Origin of the sequence: Actinoplanes sp. TFC3 (genome assembly GCF_001553785.1) — a bacterium.
Classification (GTDB): domain Bacteria; phylum Actinomycetota; class Actinomycetes; order Mycobacteriales; family Micromonosporaceae; genus Actinoplanes.
Map to the genome: position 1 here is coordinate 60,958 of NZ_LOJP01000009.1, position 15,558 is coordinate 76,515.

At 67.9% G+C, this 15,558-nt stretch carries 12 protein-coding genes; 4 read left to right on the top strand and 8 right to left on the bottom strand.

Going from position 1 to position 15,558, the window contains the following annotated elements; genetic code table 11:
- Positions 1 to 10: 10 nt before the first annotated feature.
- Together TFC3_RS33520 and TFC3_RS33525 are read right to left on the bottom strand one after the other, a co-directional pair.
- Positions 11 to 1,519 (bottom strand): amino acid adenylation domain-containing protein, encoded by a 1,509-nt coding sequence (locus TFC3_RS33520; protein WP_201787314.1) that lies wholly within the window; start codon positions 1,517 to 1,519, stop codon positions 11 to 13.
- Between the two features lie 382 nt (positions 1,520 to 1,901).
- Positions 1,902 to 3,680 (bottom strand): FAD-binding protein, encoded by a 1,779-nt coding sequence (locus TFC3_RS33525; protein WP_067510211.1) that lies wholly within the window; start codon positions 3,678 to 3,680, stop codon positions 1,902 to 1,904.
- Between the two features lie 155 nt (positions 3,681 to 3,835).
- Between TFC3_RS33525 and TFC3_RS33530 the strand changes: the two genes are divergently transcribed.
- From TFC3_RS33530 to TFC3_RS33540, 3 genes are all read left to right on the top strand, one after another.
- Positions 3,836 to 4,750 carry a thioesterase II family protein gene (locus tag TFC3_RS33530; protein ID WP_082772742.1) on the top strand — a complete coding sequence of 305 codons (915 nt, stop codon included), beginning with the start codon at positions 3,836 to 3,838 and terminating at the stop codon, positions 4,748 to 4,750.
- A gap of 955 nt (positions 4,751 to 5,705) precedes the next feature.
- Positions 5,706 to 6,104 (top strand): DUF1501 domain-containing protein, encoded by a 399-nt coding sequence (locus TFC3_RS33535; RefSeq protein ID WP_067510215.1) that lies wholly within the window; start codon positions 5,706 to 5,708, stop codon positions 6,102 to 6,104.
- Between the two features lie 274 nt (positions 6,105 to 6,378).
- Positions 6,379 to 7,740, top strand: coding sequence for a sulfatase (locus TFC3_RS33540; protein WP_236718626.1), 1,362 nt, complete (start codon positions 6,379 to 6,381; stop codon positions 7,738 to 7,740).
- 534 nt (positions 7,741 to 8,274) lie between these two features.
- Here TFC3_RS33540 and TFC3_RS33550 read toward each other — a convergent pair.
- Positions 8,275 to 8,997: a GAF and ANTAR domain-containing protein gene (locus TFC3_RS33550; protein WP_067510221.1), complete on the bottom strand. Its 723-nt coding sequence runs from the start codon at positions 8,995 to 8,997 to the stop codon at positions 8,275 to 8,277.
- A 799-nt stretch (positions 8,998 to 9,796) separates the two neighbouring features.
- The gene (locus TFC3_RS33555; protein WP_067510223.1) at positions 9,797 to 10,549 is read right to left on the bottom strand and encodes an MBL fold metallo-hydrolase; all 753 of its coding nucleotides are present in this window, start codon (positions 10,547 to 10,549) and stop codon (positions 9,797 to 9,799) included.
- Between the two features lie 81 nt (positions 10,550 to 10,630).
- On the opposite strand from TFC3_RS33555, the gene TFC3_RS33560 reads away from it, so the two are divergent.
- Entirely contained in the window at positions 10,631 to 11,260 is a 630-nt protein-coding gene (locus TFC3_RS33560) for a helix-turn-helix domain-containing protein (protein WP_067510225.1), read from the top strand.
- 355 nt (positions 11,261 to 11,615) lie between these two features.
- On the opposite strand, the gene TFC3_RS33565 is transcribed toward TFC3_RS33560, so the two are convergent.
- From TFC3_RS33565 to TFC3_RS33580, 4 genes are read right to left on the bottom strand one after another with little or no spacing between them, the layout of a single operon-like run.
- Positions 11,616 to 12,821: an ABC transporter permease gene (locus TFC3_RS33565; RefSeq protein WP_067510227.1), complete on the bottom strand. Its 1,206-nt coding sequence runs from the start codon at positions 12,819 to 12,821 to the stop codon at positions 11,616 to 11,618.
- Entirely contained in the window at positions 12,818 to 13,483 is a 666-nt protein-coding gene (locus TFC3_RS33570; protein WP_067510229.1) for an ABC transporter ATP-binding protein, read from the bottom strand. Before TFC3_RS33570 ends, TFC3_RS33565 begins: the two co-directional genes overlap by 4 nt.
- On the bottom strand, positions 13,480 to 14,688 hold the full coding sequence (locus TFC3_RS33575; RefSeq protein ID WP_067510231.1) for a hypothetical protein: 1,209 nt from the start codon (positions 14,686 to 14,688) through the stop codon (positions 13,480 to 13,482). The genes TFC3_RS33570 and TFC3_RS33575 overlap by 4 nt, the downstream gene beginning before the upstream one ends.
- Positions 14,689 to 14,690: 2 nt before the next feature.
- Positions 14,691 to 15,539: a hypothetical protein gene (locus TFC3_RS33580; RefSeq protein WP_067510232.1), complete on the bottom strand. Its 849-nt coding sequence runs from the start codon at positions 15,537 to 15,539 to the stop codon at positions 14,691 to 14,693.
- Positions 15,540 to 15,558 lie beyond the last annotated feature (19 nt).

The following is a 15,558-nucleotide window of genomic DNA, read 5'->3' on the forward strand; positions in this document are numbered from 1 at the left end:
ACCTTTCCTTCTAGGATTCGGACACCCGCAGCGCGAGTGCCAAACGATCGACCTTTCCGTTGGGACTCAACGGAAAGTCACCGACCGGGACGAACTGTGCGGGAATCATGTGCTTGGGCAGCACGGCCTGCAGATCCCGGCGGACCATGTGCGGGTCGAAAGCACCGTTGCCGGCCGGGACCACGAAGGCCACCAGGCCTGTGACCTGACCGCCGTCGCGGGACGGCAGCACGACGGCCTGACTGACGTACCGGTTGCCGGTGAGTGCCGCCTCGACATCACCCAGGTCGGTTCGCATCCCTCTGATCTTGACCTGACTGTCCGCCCGGCCCACGAACATGAGCTCACCGTCCTCGCGGAGACGGGCGAGGTCGCCGGTGCGGTACAGGTCGACGATCTGCTGTCCTACCCGTACCGGGACGAAGCGGTCTCCGGTCATGCCGGGATCGTTGAGATAGCCGGCGCCGAGTCCCGCCCCGGCTATGCAGAGTTCGCCGACTTCTCCCGGCGCCACCGGGTGCAGGTCGTCGGCCAGCAGGTAAACGTCGACGTTGCTGATCGGTCGCCCGATCGGCACCCCGGTCGTTGCGTAACTGCGGTAGTCGGCAAGCACGTGAGCGGTAGACACGTCGGTGCATTCCGCGACGCCGTACACGTTAACCAGGGTGGTGCCGCCTGGCCGGGTGGCCCAGCCGGCGACCCGGTCGGCGACGATGGGTTCGCCACCGGGGAAGGCGAAGTCGAGCGAGTCGAGCGCGTCAGCGCCAGCCGCCCCGACACCTTCCAGCAGCAGGTACAGCGCGCTGGGTGCACAGTGCAGCGTCCGGACTCTGCGCTGCTCGATGACCCGGTACGCCATCATGGGATCGAAGTGCCGACTCGGTAACAGGTGCAGGGTCGCGCCCGCGAACAGGGGCGCCATCAACGCCCGCTGGCTGATGTCGAACCCGGCCGGGCTCAGCAGCAGCCCACTGGAGTCCGGCCCGAGGGAGAAGTCCTCGACCAGCCAGCTGAGCAGGTTGAACCAGCCGCGGTGGCGGACCGCGGTGGCCTTCGGTGTACCCGTTGAGCCGGAGGTGAACACGACGTAGCACGGGCTGTCGGAGTCGGCCACGGGTGCCGGGGCGTCCTCGGGGAGCCGGTCGAGCAACGGCCACAGGCGATCCACGTCGAGGACCTCGGCGGTCGATCCCGTCGTCATGGCGGCGGTGTCCGCGCTCACCATGATCAACTTTATACTCGGGACCTGTGACACCATGAGCCGGAGCCGCTCCGCCGGGTACGTGGTGTCGAGCGGCACGTATGCGGCACCGGCCTTCAGGGTGCCCAGGACACAGGCGACCATCTCGGGCGACCGGTCGAGGCAGATCCCGATGACGTCTCCCGCTGCGATTCCGCGTGTCCCGAGGTAGTGCGCAAACCGGTTCGCCTCGGCGTCGAGACGGCCGTATGTCCATTCCTGCGGCCCACAGGTGAGCGCAATTCGCTCCGGCCCGCTCCGGGCATGACGGTGAAACACCTCGTGGACAAAAGGACGTACCGGACGAGGAACACGCCGCCCCGGCAAAACCATTAGTATTCCTCCCGCCAACTCAGCAGAGAATGAATGTGAAACAGCAATTCCTCACCGGCTTCTGATGAGTCGACCGAATCAACGAGGAAAGAATTGAATGAAGAATATTGAGCGGCGCGGGCAGTGGTCAAGGAGTGGCAATGCAGCGGGGTTGGACGTCGCGGTCCAACGGTGCGGGCAAGAGAATTCACATGTGTCCAACCGCTGCATATCCACTGATGGACAAATGCCAGCGAGGAGCTCACCGCCGAGATGAGGCGGTGAGCTGACGCGTAAGGGCGGCGTCCAACCTCCGCCATTCGGCGCTTGGACGCCGCCGCCCGGCGGCTCACGCCCCGCCGGACCTGGCCGCCCCAGCGGGCATACTCGCCGCGGTCAGAACGGCGATCAGCTCCGTGACGACAGCCCGCCAGTCCCCGACGATGCCGATGTCGGACTGCGCGAAGATCTCGGCGTCCGGGTCCGCGTTCACGGCCATCACAACCGACGCACGGCTGAAACCGACGGTGTGGCTGAAGCGGCCACTCGCACCGATCGACAGCACCAGCTCCGGAGCCACGGAGCGACCCGTGATGCCGATCTGCCGGCTGCGGGGCAGCCAGCCCTGGTCGGCGACCTTCCGGGTTGCCGCGATCGGGCCCGCGCCCAGCAGGACGCGAAGCCGGTCGATTAGGGGGTAGCCCTCGGGCTCCACACCGGCACCTACGACCACGAGCCGCTTGGCCCGGTGCAACTCCCGCATTTCGTGGTCCAGGCCGCATACCGGCGACGCGGTGACCCTGGTGGTGCGGGGAACCGACATGACCTCGGCGGCCGGGACGGTCCAGCTACGGTACGACCCCTGTCCGCCCAGCGCCCCCGGGCGCACGCTGACCATCAGAGTGGGTGACGTGCTGGTCACGGGCACCAGCGCCTGACCCGAAAAGGCCGACTTCCACGCGAGCAGCCGCCCACCGTCCACAGTGAGGCTCGTGGCGTCGCCCACGAGCCCCCAGCCCAGCCGTGCTGCCACCCGCGCGGCGAACTCGCGGCCCCAGGTGGTGGCCTCGACGACGACGGCGTGCGGCGGCTGGCTCCGCAGCCGATCGGCCAGCGCGGCCGACCAGTCCTCGGCAGCGGTCGAACCACCGACCAGCATCAACTGCCCGTCGACGCCCAGCGGCACTGTCGCCGGCACGCCGGTCAAAGCCAGCAGACGCCGGTCCACGCTCCGGGCGAGCGTGCTGACGGCTGCCAGCATCGCCTCGTCGGGGCCGATCGCCGTGGGATCGAGAACACACCATACCGGCGTGTCGTCCAGCACCGAGCGCGCGTCGCCGGACCACTCCGACCCGGGCAGCGCCACCGGCACGGCCAGGTCATGCCACAAGCGTGCCGCCTCGGTCACCGAAGTCGTCAGCAGCCGCCTGCGGGGCATTCCCGGCACCTGCACCGTGTCGCGGACCCGCGTGGGCGAGCCTGCCGAGCCGACCTGCGCCGGATCGAAGCCCAACTCCCGGACACCGATCTCCCGGATGAGCGCGGCCGGGACCTGCGCCCACCGGTCGGCATCGGTCTTCGACGGCGTACACAACCGCTCAGCGGCGGACGCCACGAGCGGAAGCGCCACCTCCACGTCGACATAGCCGCCGTCGTACTCCACGGCCCCCGTCGCGACGCCGCCGACGACGTCGAACCTTCGACACGGCCCCACGAACGGCAGGCCCAGCATCTCGGCGACCTGGATACCGACGTGACCGGTCTCCGAGTCCAGCGAGCAGGCCCCGGTCAGGACGAGGTCGAACGGACCCTCCAGGCGGATCGCCTTCGCCAGCACCGCCGCCGTCACCAGCGTGTCGCTTCCGGCCAAGGCCCGATCGCTCACCAGGATGCCGCGGTGGGCACCGCACGCGATCATCTCCCGCAGCACGTCCACAGCGCTCGGCGGACCCATGGTGAAGACGACCACCTCGTCGTCCGGGCCGTCCGCCAGGGTCACGGCGCGCGCGTTCGCCCGTCGGCAGTATGCGCTGGTTTCCAGCGGGACGCCGGTTCGCACTACGTGGCCGCCGGTGAACGTGAGCTCTACGGGCGCTGGAATTTGCTTGACCAGAACGGCAATGCGCATGGCTGCTCCATTGATCGATAGCCTGTCGAGGCGACACCTACTCAGTTGTCGCGGGCCCGCAAAACGGCGATGGTCGGAGGAAAAGTGTTTCAGCCCGCACCTGAATTGACGAGCCACCACTCGGACACAGCACGCGACGAAGCGGCTCGCCGCCGATGTACGGGAATGCTTTTATCTGGCAAAATCCGGCTCACTCGGCCAAGGAGACGACATTGACAGCGCACGAACGATGGTTCCTGGGCGGGCCGCCTCAGCAATCCCGGCGCATTCAGCTGCTCTGCCTACCGCATTCCGGGGGCGGCGCTTCCAGCTATCGGTACTGGCTGGAACCGCTTTCTGATGTCGCCGATATCAGAGCGGTGCAATTTCCCGGGCGGGAGAACCGCCGCGCCGAACCGTTCGTCACGGACGGAGACGTACTCCTGCACCGGCTTACCGAAGCGGTGATGGCAACCTCCGCGGATCACCTCGCGCTGTTCGGTCACAGCCTCGGCGCTGTGATGGCCACCCGCCTGTGCATGGCCCTCGAGGCTCGCGGCCGTACTGTGCGGGCGCTGATCGTGTCCGGCCATGCCGGACCTACGACCGTGTCGGGCACGTCGCGTAGCCAGACGGCGCAACGGTTCTTCGACGTCCTCACCAACGGGCAGCTGAGCCTGGCGGACGCGCTCGTCGAACTCGGCGCCATGCCGGAGTACGTGCGTGACAACGCCAGCCTGCAGGAGCTGTTGGTTCCTGCCATCCGCGCCGACCTGCGGCTGATCGCCGATGAATTCCTGGGGACTGAGCGCGTACGCGCACCCGTCACCGTGTTGGCCGGCGTCGATGACCCGCTGTTGACGGGACTCGACTTCGCTGGCTGGCGCACGGTCAGCCCCGGAGAGTGCCCCGTGCACTGGATCCCCGGCGGCCACTTCTACCTGGCGGATCAACGCGAACAGGTCGCCGGAGTCATCCGTCGGCTGCTGGGTCACCACACCCCGCTCACAGCGAACGCCGACCGGGTCAGCGTGCCACCGTCGCCGGCTGCTCCACAGCCCGCCGATGCGGCAGGGCGCCGGCCGCGCTGACTGGTGGTTGCTGCGCCGGAAGCCCAGGACCCTTCACGACCCGACCGCGGACGAGCCGCCCGCACCGCGGAAGCCGACGTCGAGCGCGTTCCGGTGGTCGGCAACCCCCGGGGCCCGTCCACCTCGCCGCCGAACTCCGTCCCGGAAGGGCGGCCCAGGTGACCATCATCAGGGAATGGGTCCGGGAGCACGATCGGCACGGGAGAATGCCGCCGGGAATCATCGGGGGCCGCTGATCATTCGAGCAAATCAGCAGAATTCCCGGCGGCATTCCTGACAACCGTATGGCGAAGGGCCCGCCACGTCCACCGCGGCGGTGTCCACGCCCATTCATTGCTTACCCTCGGCGCGCCGAATAGTGTCAACAACGCCGCGGCTCAGCGTACCCGCTCCTTCTTCATTGTCGTCCCACAACGTCGGCTGTCCTTCCGCCGCATCGGTGCCCGCCCAGGAACGCCGGCCCGATATCCACGACGGTTCCGTCAGTTCGCCCGCATCCCGATCCGCCGGCGCCGACTGATCAACCAGACCGGGGGAGGTGGCCTCGCCGGCACGGCAATCTCATCGCCGGTCGACGCACAGCCGGGACCCCGTTTCGCATGCCGCAGCTCCAAGCTTCATAGCTTCCACCGGGGCAGGATCGCGGCGCCGGAAGCAATGGGTATTGCGTCAGCGAGGGCGGGCAAGACGATCTACCGAAGGGTCCACAGATGAAGTAAGAATGAACACTTCCAACGATCGCCAGACGGCCGGTTGCCACCCGGAAAGGAATTCCTTCCCGGGCGGGAACCAATCATTCGGTGCCACCGGCATCAACACCGGCTGGTCCGGTCAGCGAGACCCGGATTCCAGTTCCGCGGCGCGCTCGACACGCTCCGCCCGGTCCACGTCTTCGTCTCGGATAAACAGGAAACCAAAGATCCGGACCGCCTGATAGTAGATCCAGGCCAGAGCGTTGCAAGCGGGACAGACGGCGGAGTCGTACGAGTCACTCAGCCTCTACGGTGGCACCGACGGCTTGAATACCGTCATCCCGTACGGCGATGAGGTTTCCGCCAAGACTCGCCCGCCCCTGGCGTACCCGGTTGACCAGGTGCTGAAGCTCGACGACGACTTCGGGCTCAACCCCGGCCTGGCCGGGCTGCACAAGCTGTACGGTGCGAAGAAAATGGCTGTGGTCCGCTGTGTCGGATACCCCAAGCCCGACCACAGCCATTTCCGGTCGATGGACATCTGGCAGACCGCCGGCCGGGGCCGGAAGCGCCGGCGCGACCGTGCCCGGCGGCACGGTGAAGCTGCCGAAGCCCGCCCCGCCCGATCTGCTGAACGGCTTCGGCGCCGTGGCGGCCAGTGACACCCCGGCGCTGCCGGCTGCTTCCGCGACCTGAGCCGTGTGCAGGACCTGATGGCGGACGTGGCCGAGGCGGCGCCGGACGAACTCTTACCGGTTCCGTACAAAGGCATGACATGAGGTGCATCTACCGCAGCTAACTTTCCTTCCCATGCGCAATTTCAGGCTACGCAGAGCACTGGCCGTCTCCGTGATGGCGGCACTCCTGGCCGCTTCCTCGGCTGCCTGCACAGCGTCCCGTTCGTCCTCGACGTCGCGGGCCACGAGCACGGGCAAGATGAACGTCGTCTTCGTTCTCGCCGATGACCTGTCCATGAACCTGCTGCCGCACATGCCCAACGTTCAGGCGCTGGCCAAGGACGGCACCACGTTCACGAATTACACGGTGACCGACTCGCTGTGCTGCCCGTCGCGGTCGTCGATCTTCACCGGCCGGTACCCGCACAACACCGGTGTCTTCACCAACTCCGGCAAGGACGGCGGGTTTCATCTCTTTCGCCAAGCACAGGAACTGGACACCGTTGCGACCACGCTGAAGAGCAACGGCTATCGCACCGGCTTCATGGGCAAGTACCTCAACGAATACCAGCCCGTCGACGGCGTCCGTCCCGGCTGGACCGACTGGGCAGTCGGCGGTAACGCGTACGCGAACTTCAACTACAAGCTCAACGACAACGGCACCATCACGCCATACGGCAGCAAACCCGAGGATTATCTCACCAGCGTCGTCCAGAACAAAGCGGTTGATCTCATCACTGACGCTGCCAAGCGGAGCCAGCCGTTTCTGCTCGAGATCGCCACGTTCTCGCCGCACGGCCCCTATACCCCCGCCCCGCAGGACAAGGATCTTTTCCCCGGCATGACAGCGCCGCGGACCACCGCCTTCAACAAGCATCCCGAGAACGCGCCACCATACCTGGCCGGAAACGACCTGCTCACGCCCCAAGAGATCAACAATCTCAATGGCATCTATCGCAAACGGGCACAGTCGGTGCAGTCCATCGACCGCATGATCGGCAGCCTGCGCGACACCCTGTCAACGGCTGGGATCGCCGACCGCACCGTCGTCGTTTTCAGCTCCGACAACGGCTTCCACCTCGGCGACCACGGATTGAATGTCGGCAAGCAAACCGCCTTCAGCACCGACGTGCACGTACCGCTGGTGGCCGCCGGGCCTGGCATCCGCAAGAACGCGACCGTCGACCAGCTCGCGGAGAACATCGATCTGCGCCCCACCTTCGAGGACCTCGCCGGTCTCAGCGGCTCGGACAAGACCGACGGCAGCAGCCTCGTGCCGCTGCTCAGGACCGGCAAGCCAGCGGGCGGCTGGCGGCAACTCTCCCTGGTCGAGCACCACGGCCCAAAAACCATCAAGCCGGGCGCCGCCGCGGACGACCCCGACAAGCAGAGCACCAAGGACGGTACGCCGCCGACCTACACCGCGATCCGGACCGCGGACTGGACCTTCGTGCGGTATCTCGACGGCACAACGGAATACTACGACCGCACGACCGACCCGGACGAGATGAGAAACATCGCCGCCAGCCTGCCCGCCGAACGAGTCCGGAATCTGCAAGCGAGCGTCCAGAAGATGGTGGCCTGCAAAGGCAGCACGGCCTGCACCGCCGCCACCCAGTAGAGCGCCGGCGAACAGTCACGGTTCTGCGGCGGGCCGGCGCCGCCGGCTTGACCCACCTGGACCGGGCCAGGTGGGTCAAGCCGGCGCCGCCGGCTTGACCCACCTGGACCGGGCCACCGCCGAGCCGATCCGCCGCTACGAACACGACACTTGGGGGATCTGGTCCATGGACCAAGAGATCCACGCCCTGCTGATCACCTGCGTTCGGCTCCTGACGGCTCGGGAACGGATGGCCGTCTCCGGGCCGGGAATCTCAGCTCAGGCGGATTCGCACCGCCATGGTCCCCGCCTCCGCTACCGCCGTTCGAGAGGCCCTGGCCGCGTGAGGCCCTGGGCCCCGATGCCGAGCCGAGCGCTGCGGTAATGGATGCTCAGAGTGTCTGAACGTCATGCAACGTCAGAGTTCGAGCGGGGCATCGATGCGGTGGAGAAGATAAAGGCCGGAAACGGCACATCGCCAACTGACGATTATGCACTTCCTAGCGAAATAGACACGCCGAGAGCGAATCCCCTCTCAGCGGATCAGGTGCCTTCTTACGGTCGCTGCTGGTCTCTGAGCACGGCAGTGGCTGCGGTTCGCAACGTCGTTCCGCTGTACATGGCACGTTTCTGCAGGAGAAAGAAGCTCCGTTCCGCGGTTTCGGCCGAGGTGCGAGTAAGAATGGTGACGGCGCGGTTGATCGTGGCGCGTAATGCGAGAACTTGGCGGTAGGCGGTCAGCAGTTGCTCGGCTCCGGGATCCAGAGCCGGTGGTACGGCGATACCGAAGGACAGTTCGCGGCTGGTGGCATAGAGGTGGGCCACGCCGATGATCAGTGGAGCCATGGCGGTGCTGTCGCGGCCGTACAGATTGAGAACAGCTACCGGAGGACCCCAGCCGGTGAACAGCGGGACGGAGACCGAGGCGTGCAGTCCCAGTTCTGCTGCGACCTTCTGGAAACCGGGCCACTGCATGGTGGCTGCAGTATCCGGTACAACGACGGGCTCGCCTTCACTCAGGGCTTGCAGGCAAGGACCGACCGAGTCGGTGATCTGGGCTTCGTCGACGGCTGCGGCGATATCGTCGCTGGCCGCGACGATAGTGAACTCCGCACCCTCAAGCCTGGTGACGGATGCGTAGTCGGCCGCAGACACCTGAGACACCGACGCGCCGGCGATGCTCGTCAAGCAGTGATCAAGGCCCGCGGCGGGTTCCGGCTTGTTCGCGAGGTCGAGGATGGCAGTGCCTAAGTTTTGGGTCCCGTCGAAGCCGGTCATCGCGCAGCACAACTCTTCAGCCGAGGGTCGCGTGCAGTCGTGACACACCCAGCGCATAGGTAACCGCAAAACCAAGAATGCATCGGCGCCTCATTTCACGTCGGAAGCGCCCGCATCCCCAGATCAGGGTTTACCAAACAAGTATTGATGCGCTCCTCCTCTCTGAAATCGACTTGATCGGAGGCCCGAAGGACGTAATCGTTCGTCAAGTGAAGCTCCCCTCGCACCACCTGCCGCAAACCAGCAGCGGCCGCCGTGATTCGCCAAACGTTTCTTGCGAAGGCTTCGTGACCGAATTGCACGGGCAGGCCGCATGCGATGAGGTGCGATGGGCTGCGCGCGCAACACCTTGGCAACGCGCTGACGCATCCGACTGCGCCCCGGCGTTGGTTTTCCACGGCGCGGGGACATTCGGGTCGTCCATGACCCGGTCGCCGCGCGGAGGCTGCCGGCGCCGCCGATCGTGACCAAGCGGGTGACGCCGGCAGTACGGAGCCCGTTGATCAGGGCCCGGGCCGCGCCGACGATCGTGTCGCGATCGTTCTCCTGACCGACCCGGGGCCGACGGCCGAGAGTGCGGCGTCGTGGGAGGCGGCGAGGTGGGCGACCATGGCGGGGTCGGTGACGTCACCGGTGGTCGCGGGTCAAGGCTTCGTGGTCGAGCCCGTCGATGTGACCGCCTCGGTTAACTGCGGTGACAATGTGACCGCGATGTAGCAGCTCCCCCGGTCGTGGGCCACCCGATATTGCCGCTGGCACCGAAGATGATGATCTTCATCATTACTCGTTGGCATGATTCTCAGATGACGGTGTGACCATCGGCGATGATGGCGGCGGTGATACCGCGCTCGGCGGCGGCTTGCCGGAAGCGCTGTTCGATGTCCGGCTGCTCGACGTAGAACGGCGGGTTGCTGAACAGGCCGTAATGCATGGCACAGACGGTGCCGGCGCCAAGCGCGACAGCGGCTTCGACTGCCTGTTCGGGAGTCATGGTTGCCGGAACGTTGGCCGCGTAGCCCTCGAAATGGGCGATGACGCCGTTGACCGGGACGAACGCGACGTCGAACGGGCCGTGGTCGCGGGCGATCTGCCACCAGCTGCCGTGCCACTGCGTGTCGCCGCAGTGGATGATCCGCCGACCCGCTCCCTCAATCACCCAAGCAACCTGATCGCAGTCGTTGCCGCGCCAGTCGAGCGAGGTCACCGGAGTAACGGTCAGCCCGCCAATGAGTCGGGACTCCCCCAGCTCTTGTGCAGTGGGGGTGATGCCCGCCTCCTGCAGCGCCGCCGCGCTCGGGGTGTGGCAGCCGATCGTGCCGGTGGCAGCGATCCGGGCGAGCAACTCGTGGTCGTAGTGGTCGGGGTGCAGGTGGGTGATGAGGGCGTGGGTGCCGGGCGGGGCGTCGATCGGGCCGACCGGCCGGTGTGGTGGGCCCATCACCGGCACCAGCGGGGCGACGTTTTCGAGCGGGTCGATCATCAAGCGGGTGCCGCCGAGACGGATCTCGACACCGGCCCAGGTCAATCGGCGTACGGAAAGGGTGGGGGTCATGGGCAGCGACGCTAGACCGACCTTGTTGATAAAGTCAACTAACAAGTTTTGAATCTCAACATGATGGTGTAGGTTGCTGAGATGCGCACCTACGGTCAGTACTGCGGCATCGCGAGAGCGCTGGACACGATCGGGGACCGCTGGACCCTGCTCATCGTCCGTGAACTGCTCGCGCTGGGCCCGTGCAGGCATACCGATCTGCGCAACGGGTTACCCGGAATCGCAAGCAATCTGCTGGTCGACCGGCTGCGCGAACTCGAACAGGCCGGCCTGATCCGCCGGGAGGCAGCACCGCCGCCGGTGGCGACCACCCTGTTCTCGCTCACCGACCGTGGCCGCGCGCTCGAGCCGGTGCTGCAGGAACTGAGCCGGTGGGGCGTTCCGCTGTTGCGTGAGCCAACAGGCAACGACAGCTTCCGCACCCATTGGCTGACCGTGCCGGCCCGGACACTGACCGACCACCGTCCCGACCAGCCAGCGATCGCCCTCCAGCTACACGCCGACGGCAACGAGGATTTGGTTGTCGAGGTAAAGGACGGCTCGGTGCACACGCACGCCGGCCGCATCGACCACCCCACCGCGTCACTGGCAGGCCCGCACCAACTGCTGGCCGCGACACTGCTCGGCGATCTCGATCTGAGTGCCGCAGTGCAGCAAGGCCTGCGGCTCACCGGCGAACGCCAGGCCGTGCTGCGCATCCTGCCCCGCTGAGCGACTGGCCGCTTGCAGGGCAACCGACGGCCGGGGCCGGGTGGGCAACAACCTCAGGTTCTGCTAGACGCGCCGAGCGACGGTAGCCTCCAGCCCGTAGCCCCGCCTGCAGCGTGCCACGGCGGTGGTACGAGGCAATGGGTGAGAGCCATCGCCTGGCCACGCGGTCAGTTCCAGCGCTTTTGCTGTGATGCCGGGCGATCGAGCTGGCCTGCCTCGGGCGATGCAGGCAGACGCCGTCATCGATGGGCCTGGTTCTGTCTCGCAGGGGACGGCCGGGCTGCGGCGGGCACTCGATCAGCGCGTCGGCCAGCAACTCCCGCCCGCGGGTGTAACCAGCCACCACGTGAGAACGTCAGTTGGGTCCGCGCAGTGCGTCTACCGGCTGCATGCGGGCGGCCCGCATCGCCGGGTAGAGGCCGGCGCACAGTCCGACCAGCGCGCCGACCAGGGGCGAGGCCGCCGCGAGGGTGCCGTCGACAACCGGGGTCCATTGCTTGGCGACGCTGATGGCAACCACGGTGAGGATGCCTGCGCTCGCGCCTACGACACCGCCGAGCAGGCCGATGACCGTGGATTCGAGAAGGAACTGGACCGCGATGTGACGGCGGCGGGCGCCCATCGCGCGGCGCAGACCGATCTCGGCGGTGCGTTCCATGACCGTGACGAGGGTGACATTGGCGATGCCGAGGGCACCCACGATCAGCGATACCAGGCCGAGGATGAGCAGCAGGCCGTTGACGTCGCCGGCGACGCCGTTGCGCAGGGAAGCCGGGTCGGGCGGTGCCGCCACGTCCAGGCCGGCGGGGTCGTTCGGGGCGAGCGCGAAGGGTGCCTGACGGGCGATCAATTGCGCGCCCCCCAGCGCGGTGGCGATCGCGACCGTGTTGATCGGGCCCAAGTCGAGGCCGTCGTCGGCCGCGGTCCAGGGCAGGATGACCGCCGTGCCGAGCACCTGCTGGTCCTGCCGTGCGATCGAGCCAAGGATCCCGATCACCGTATAGGCCGTACCGTCGACGAACACGGCCGGCTGGTTGTCGATCCTCGTCAGGCCGAGTTGCTCGGCGGCCAGCGGGCCGAGCACCGCCACCCGGTCGCGGCGGCGCACGTGTCCCGCGTCGAAGAACCGGCCAGCGCTCAGCGAGGCGCGGGTCGCCGCCGGCAGCGTCTCGGTCGAGCCGAGCACGGGCAGCAGCCGGTCCAGGATGCGGGTCGGGTCCCGCACGGTGTTGGCCCGGACCGGAAGGTCTCGGCCCTCGGGGGTACGCGACCAGGCCGTGACCGCCGTGACCCCGTTGAGCCGGGCGACGTTGTCCACGGCGCTCCACGGCACGGCCGGTGGTGCGTCCGGCCGGGTGGGCGCGGGTACGTTCACGGTGATCTCGGTGGCGGTGGCGGCGTCGAACCGGCCGGAGATCTGGTTGCCTGCCGTGGCCGACACGCCCAGCGTGGTGACCAGCGTGCCGATGCCGACCACCACGCCCGCGATCGTGAGCGCCGTGCGGGCCGGCCGGGCCCCGACTCCGCTGATCGCCTCGGTGATCAGGTCGCGCACGTTCATGAGATCCGCCCGTCGGTGATGCGCACCTGCCGGTCCGCGCGGGCCGCCACCGTCGCGTCGTGCGTGATGACGAGCAAGGTGGCGCCGGCGGCCCGCAGGTCATCGAAAAGGTCGAGCACCGCGGCCGTGTTCGCGCTGTCCAGGTTGCCGGTCGGCTCGTCGCACAGCAGTAGGGCCGGGTCGTCGACCAGCGCGCGGGCGATCGCCACCCGCTGCCGTTCGCCGCCGGAGAGCCGGCTGGGCAGGAATTGGTGCCGGTGCGCCAGGCCGACCCGGTCGAGTGCGGCCACCGCCCTGGTCCGTCGTTCGGCGACCGGTACGCCGGTGTAGAGCCCTCCGAGCATCACGTTCTCCAGCACGCTGCGGTACATGAGCAGGTGGAAGGACTGGAACACGAACCCGATCCGGGAGCCGCGCAGCCCGGTGCGGTGCCGGTCGCCCATCGTGGTCGTCTCGGCGCCTTCGAACAGGTAGCTGCCCGAGTTCGGCACGTCGAGCAGGCCGAGCACGTTGAGCAGCGTCGACTTGCCCGAGCCGGACGGGCCGACGATGGCCAGGTAGTCACCGCGGTGCACGCGCAGGTCCACACCCGCCAGCGCGGTCACCGGCGGGTCGGCGGGAAAAACCCGGCGCACGGCGGTGAGCTCGAGGACGTACGTCATGAGCCGCTCACCACGACCCGGTCCGCCACCGAGAGGGTGGCGCCGCCGACCGGCGTGACCTCCACGTCGCCCCCGGCCGCCAGTCCCGGTTCGACCGGAACGTCGTGGCGGCCGCCGGCGGCGTCGGCCACGGTCACCCGGGCCTGGCCGTCGGAGTCGGTGAAGACCGCGGCCACCGGTACGGCGAGCACCTGGCCGCCGGTCCGGCCGACCTCGATCGACACCTTCACCGACCGCCCGGTCAGGGCCGTCGCCCGGCCGGGGTTCCGCGGTTTCAGCACGATCGCGGTGCCGTCGTCCTTCGCCGGACCGATCGCTGTCACCGTGGCCGCCGACTCGCCGCCGTCGTCGTCCTGCAAAGTGGCGGTGAGCCCGGTCTTGAGCAATTCGGCGTCCTCGGTGGCGACGGTCGCGTTCACCACCAGTGCCGAATCGGCCACGGTGGCCACCGCGCCGGACGGTGCGGTGCCGGCCCGGGCGCTCACCGAGGTGACCCGGACGGGCAGCTGCGGCAGAAAGATCACCTCCCCGCTGGGGACGCTCACGCCGTACGTCCGGCGGAAGTCCGCCAGGTCGGTCTTCGCGTCCGTCAGCGTCTGCCCCTGGGCGCCGGTCACCGCCCGTTCGAGTTCCCGCAGCTGGGTACGCTGCTCGGTCGTCGGCTCCACCGCAGCGTAGCCGGCGTCGCGGTAAAGGGCACGGACCGCGGCGAGCATGCTGTCGTTCACCGTTCCCGACGAGGAGAGCCCGCGTCCCGGCAGCAGCCGGCGCAGCGCGGCCCGCAGCTGGCGGACGTCGTCGCCCTCGCTGCTCCGGGTCAGTGTCCGGTACATCGGCACCTTCCCCTTGAGCACGAACACGGGCCGCCCGTTGATCTCCAGCAGGACATCCCCCTCGCGCAGGGTGCGCCCGGCCGCGGACGATTTGGTAACCAACTGCGTGCCGGACTCACCGCCGGCGGCCGCGACCATGCCGGTCAGCGTGATCGGCCGTGCTCTGCCGTACGTCACCGAACCTTGGGTGACCACTTGGGAGGTGAGCAAGCGTCGCTCGACCGGGACGGTGACCAGGGAGGCCTCGGGAGCGCGGCGGGCGGCCGCGGCGGCGGCGGGCGAGCGGATCCGGCCGGCGGCGACCCAGCCGCCCGCCGCGGCGGCCACGGCGATCGCCGTGGTGACCGCCACCACCCGGAACGGGGAGCGCATATTCAACCTTCCCCGCCGCCCCGGGTGGCGACTGCGGCGTACTGCGTGCGGGTGATCTCGGCGTAGTCACCGCGGCAGTCGAGGTCGGCCAGCGCGGCCTTGACCTCGCCGGGCAGTCGCTTCTTCGCCTGCGCCGCGGTGACGTCGTCGCCGTCCTGCAGCGGGTCGATGATGGAGTCGTACACCCCGTTCTCGACCTCGCCCGGCTCGGCAGAGGCGACCTTGTAGCCCTTGGCGGTCAGGCAGTCGGCGTACTTCCGGGCGGCCCGCACGACCTTCGCGTCGGTCCGGTACTTCTCGTAGGCGCGCTTGGCCTCCTTGTTCTCGGCCGACGAGAGGTCCGTGGTGCCGAAATACTTCAGGTACGCGGTGTCGGCGCATCCCTCCGCGGCGGTGCCACCCTTGGAGTCGCTGCCCAGGGCCGCGTCGTAGGCCTTCCGCCGCGCCGGGTCAAGTGCCTCCCGGATCGCCGTGTTGGGGTTCGTCGCCGACTCCGGTTCCTTGACCAGGGGGTCGTCCGGCCATACCAGCTGGGCGTAGACACCGAAGCCGTACTTCTTGCGGAACGTCCGCAGTTCGTCATCGCTCTTGAGCAGACTCGAAGTGCCCACATACTCGCCGGACGGGGCGTTGGTTTCCGCCAAGGGCGGCGGAACCTCGTACTGGAAGCCCTGCTTCTTCATGCAGTCGGCGATCTCCTTCTCCGCGTTCTGCCGCTTGGCTGCATCGTCAGCCTGAGCGGTAGCGCCGCCCTGATCGGTGGTGCTGCTCTCGCCCGCCGCGGAACCGCAGCCGGTGAGTACCAGTCCGGTCGTCAGTACGGCCAGCGGAATCCATATACGTCGTCGCATGTCGATGACTATCGGACAA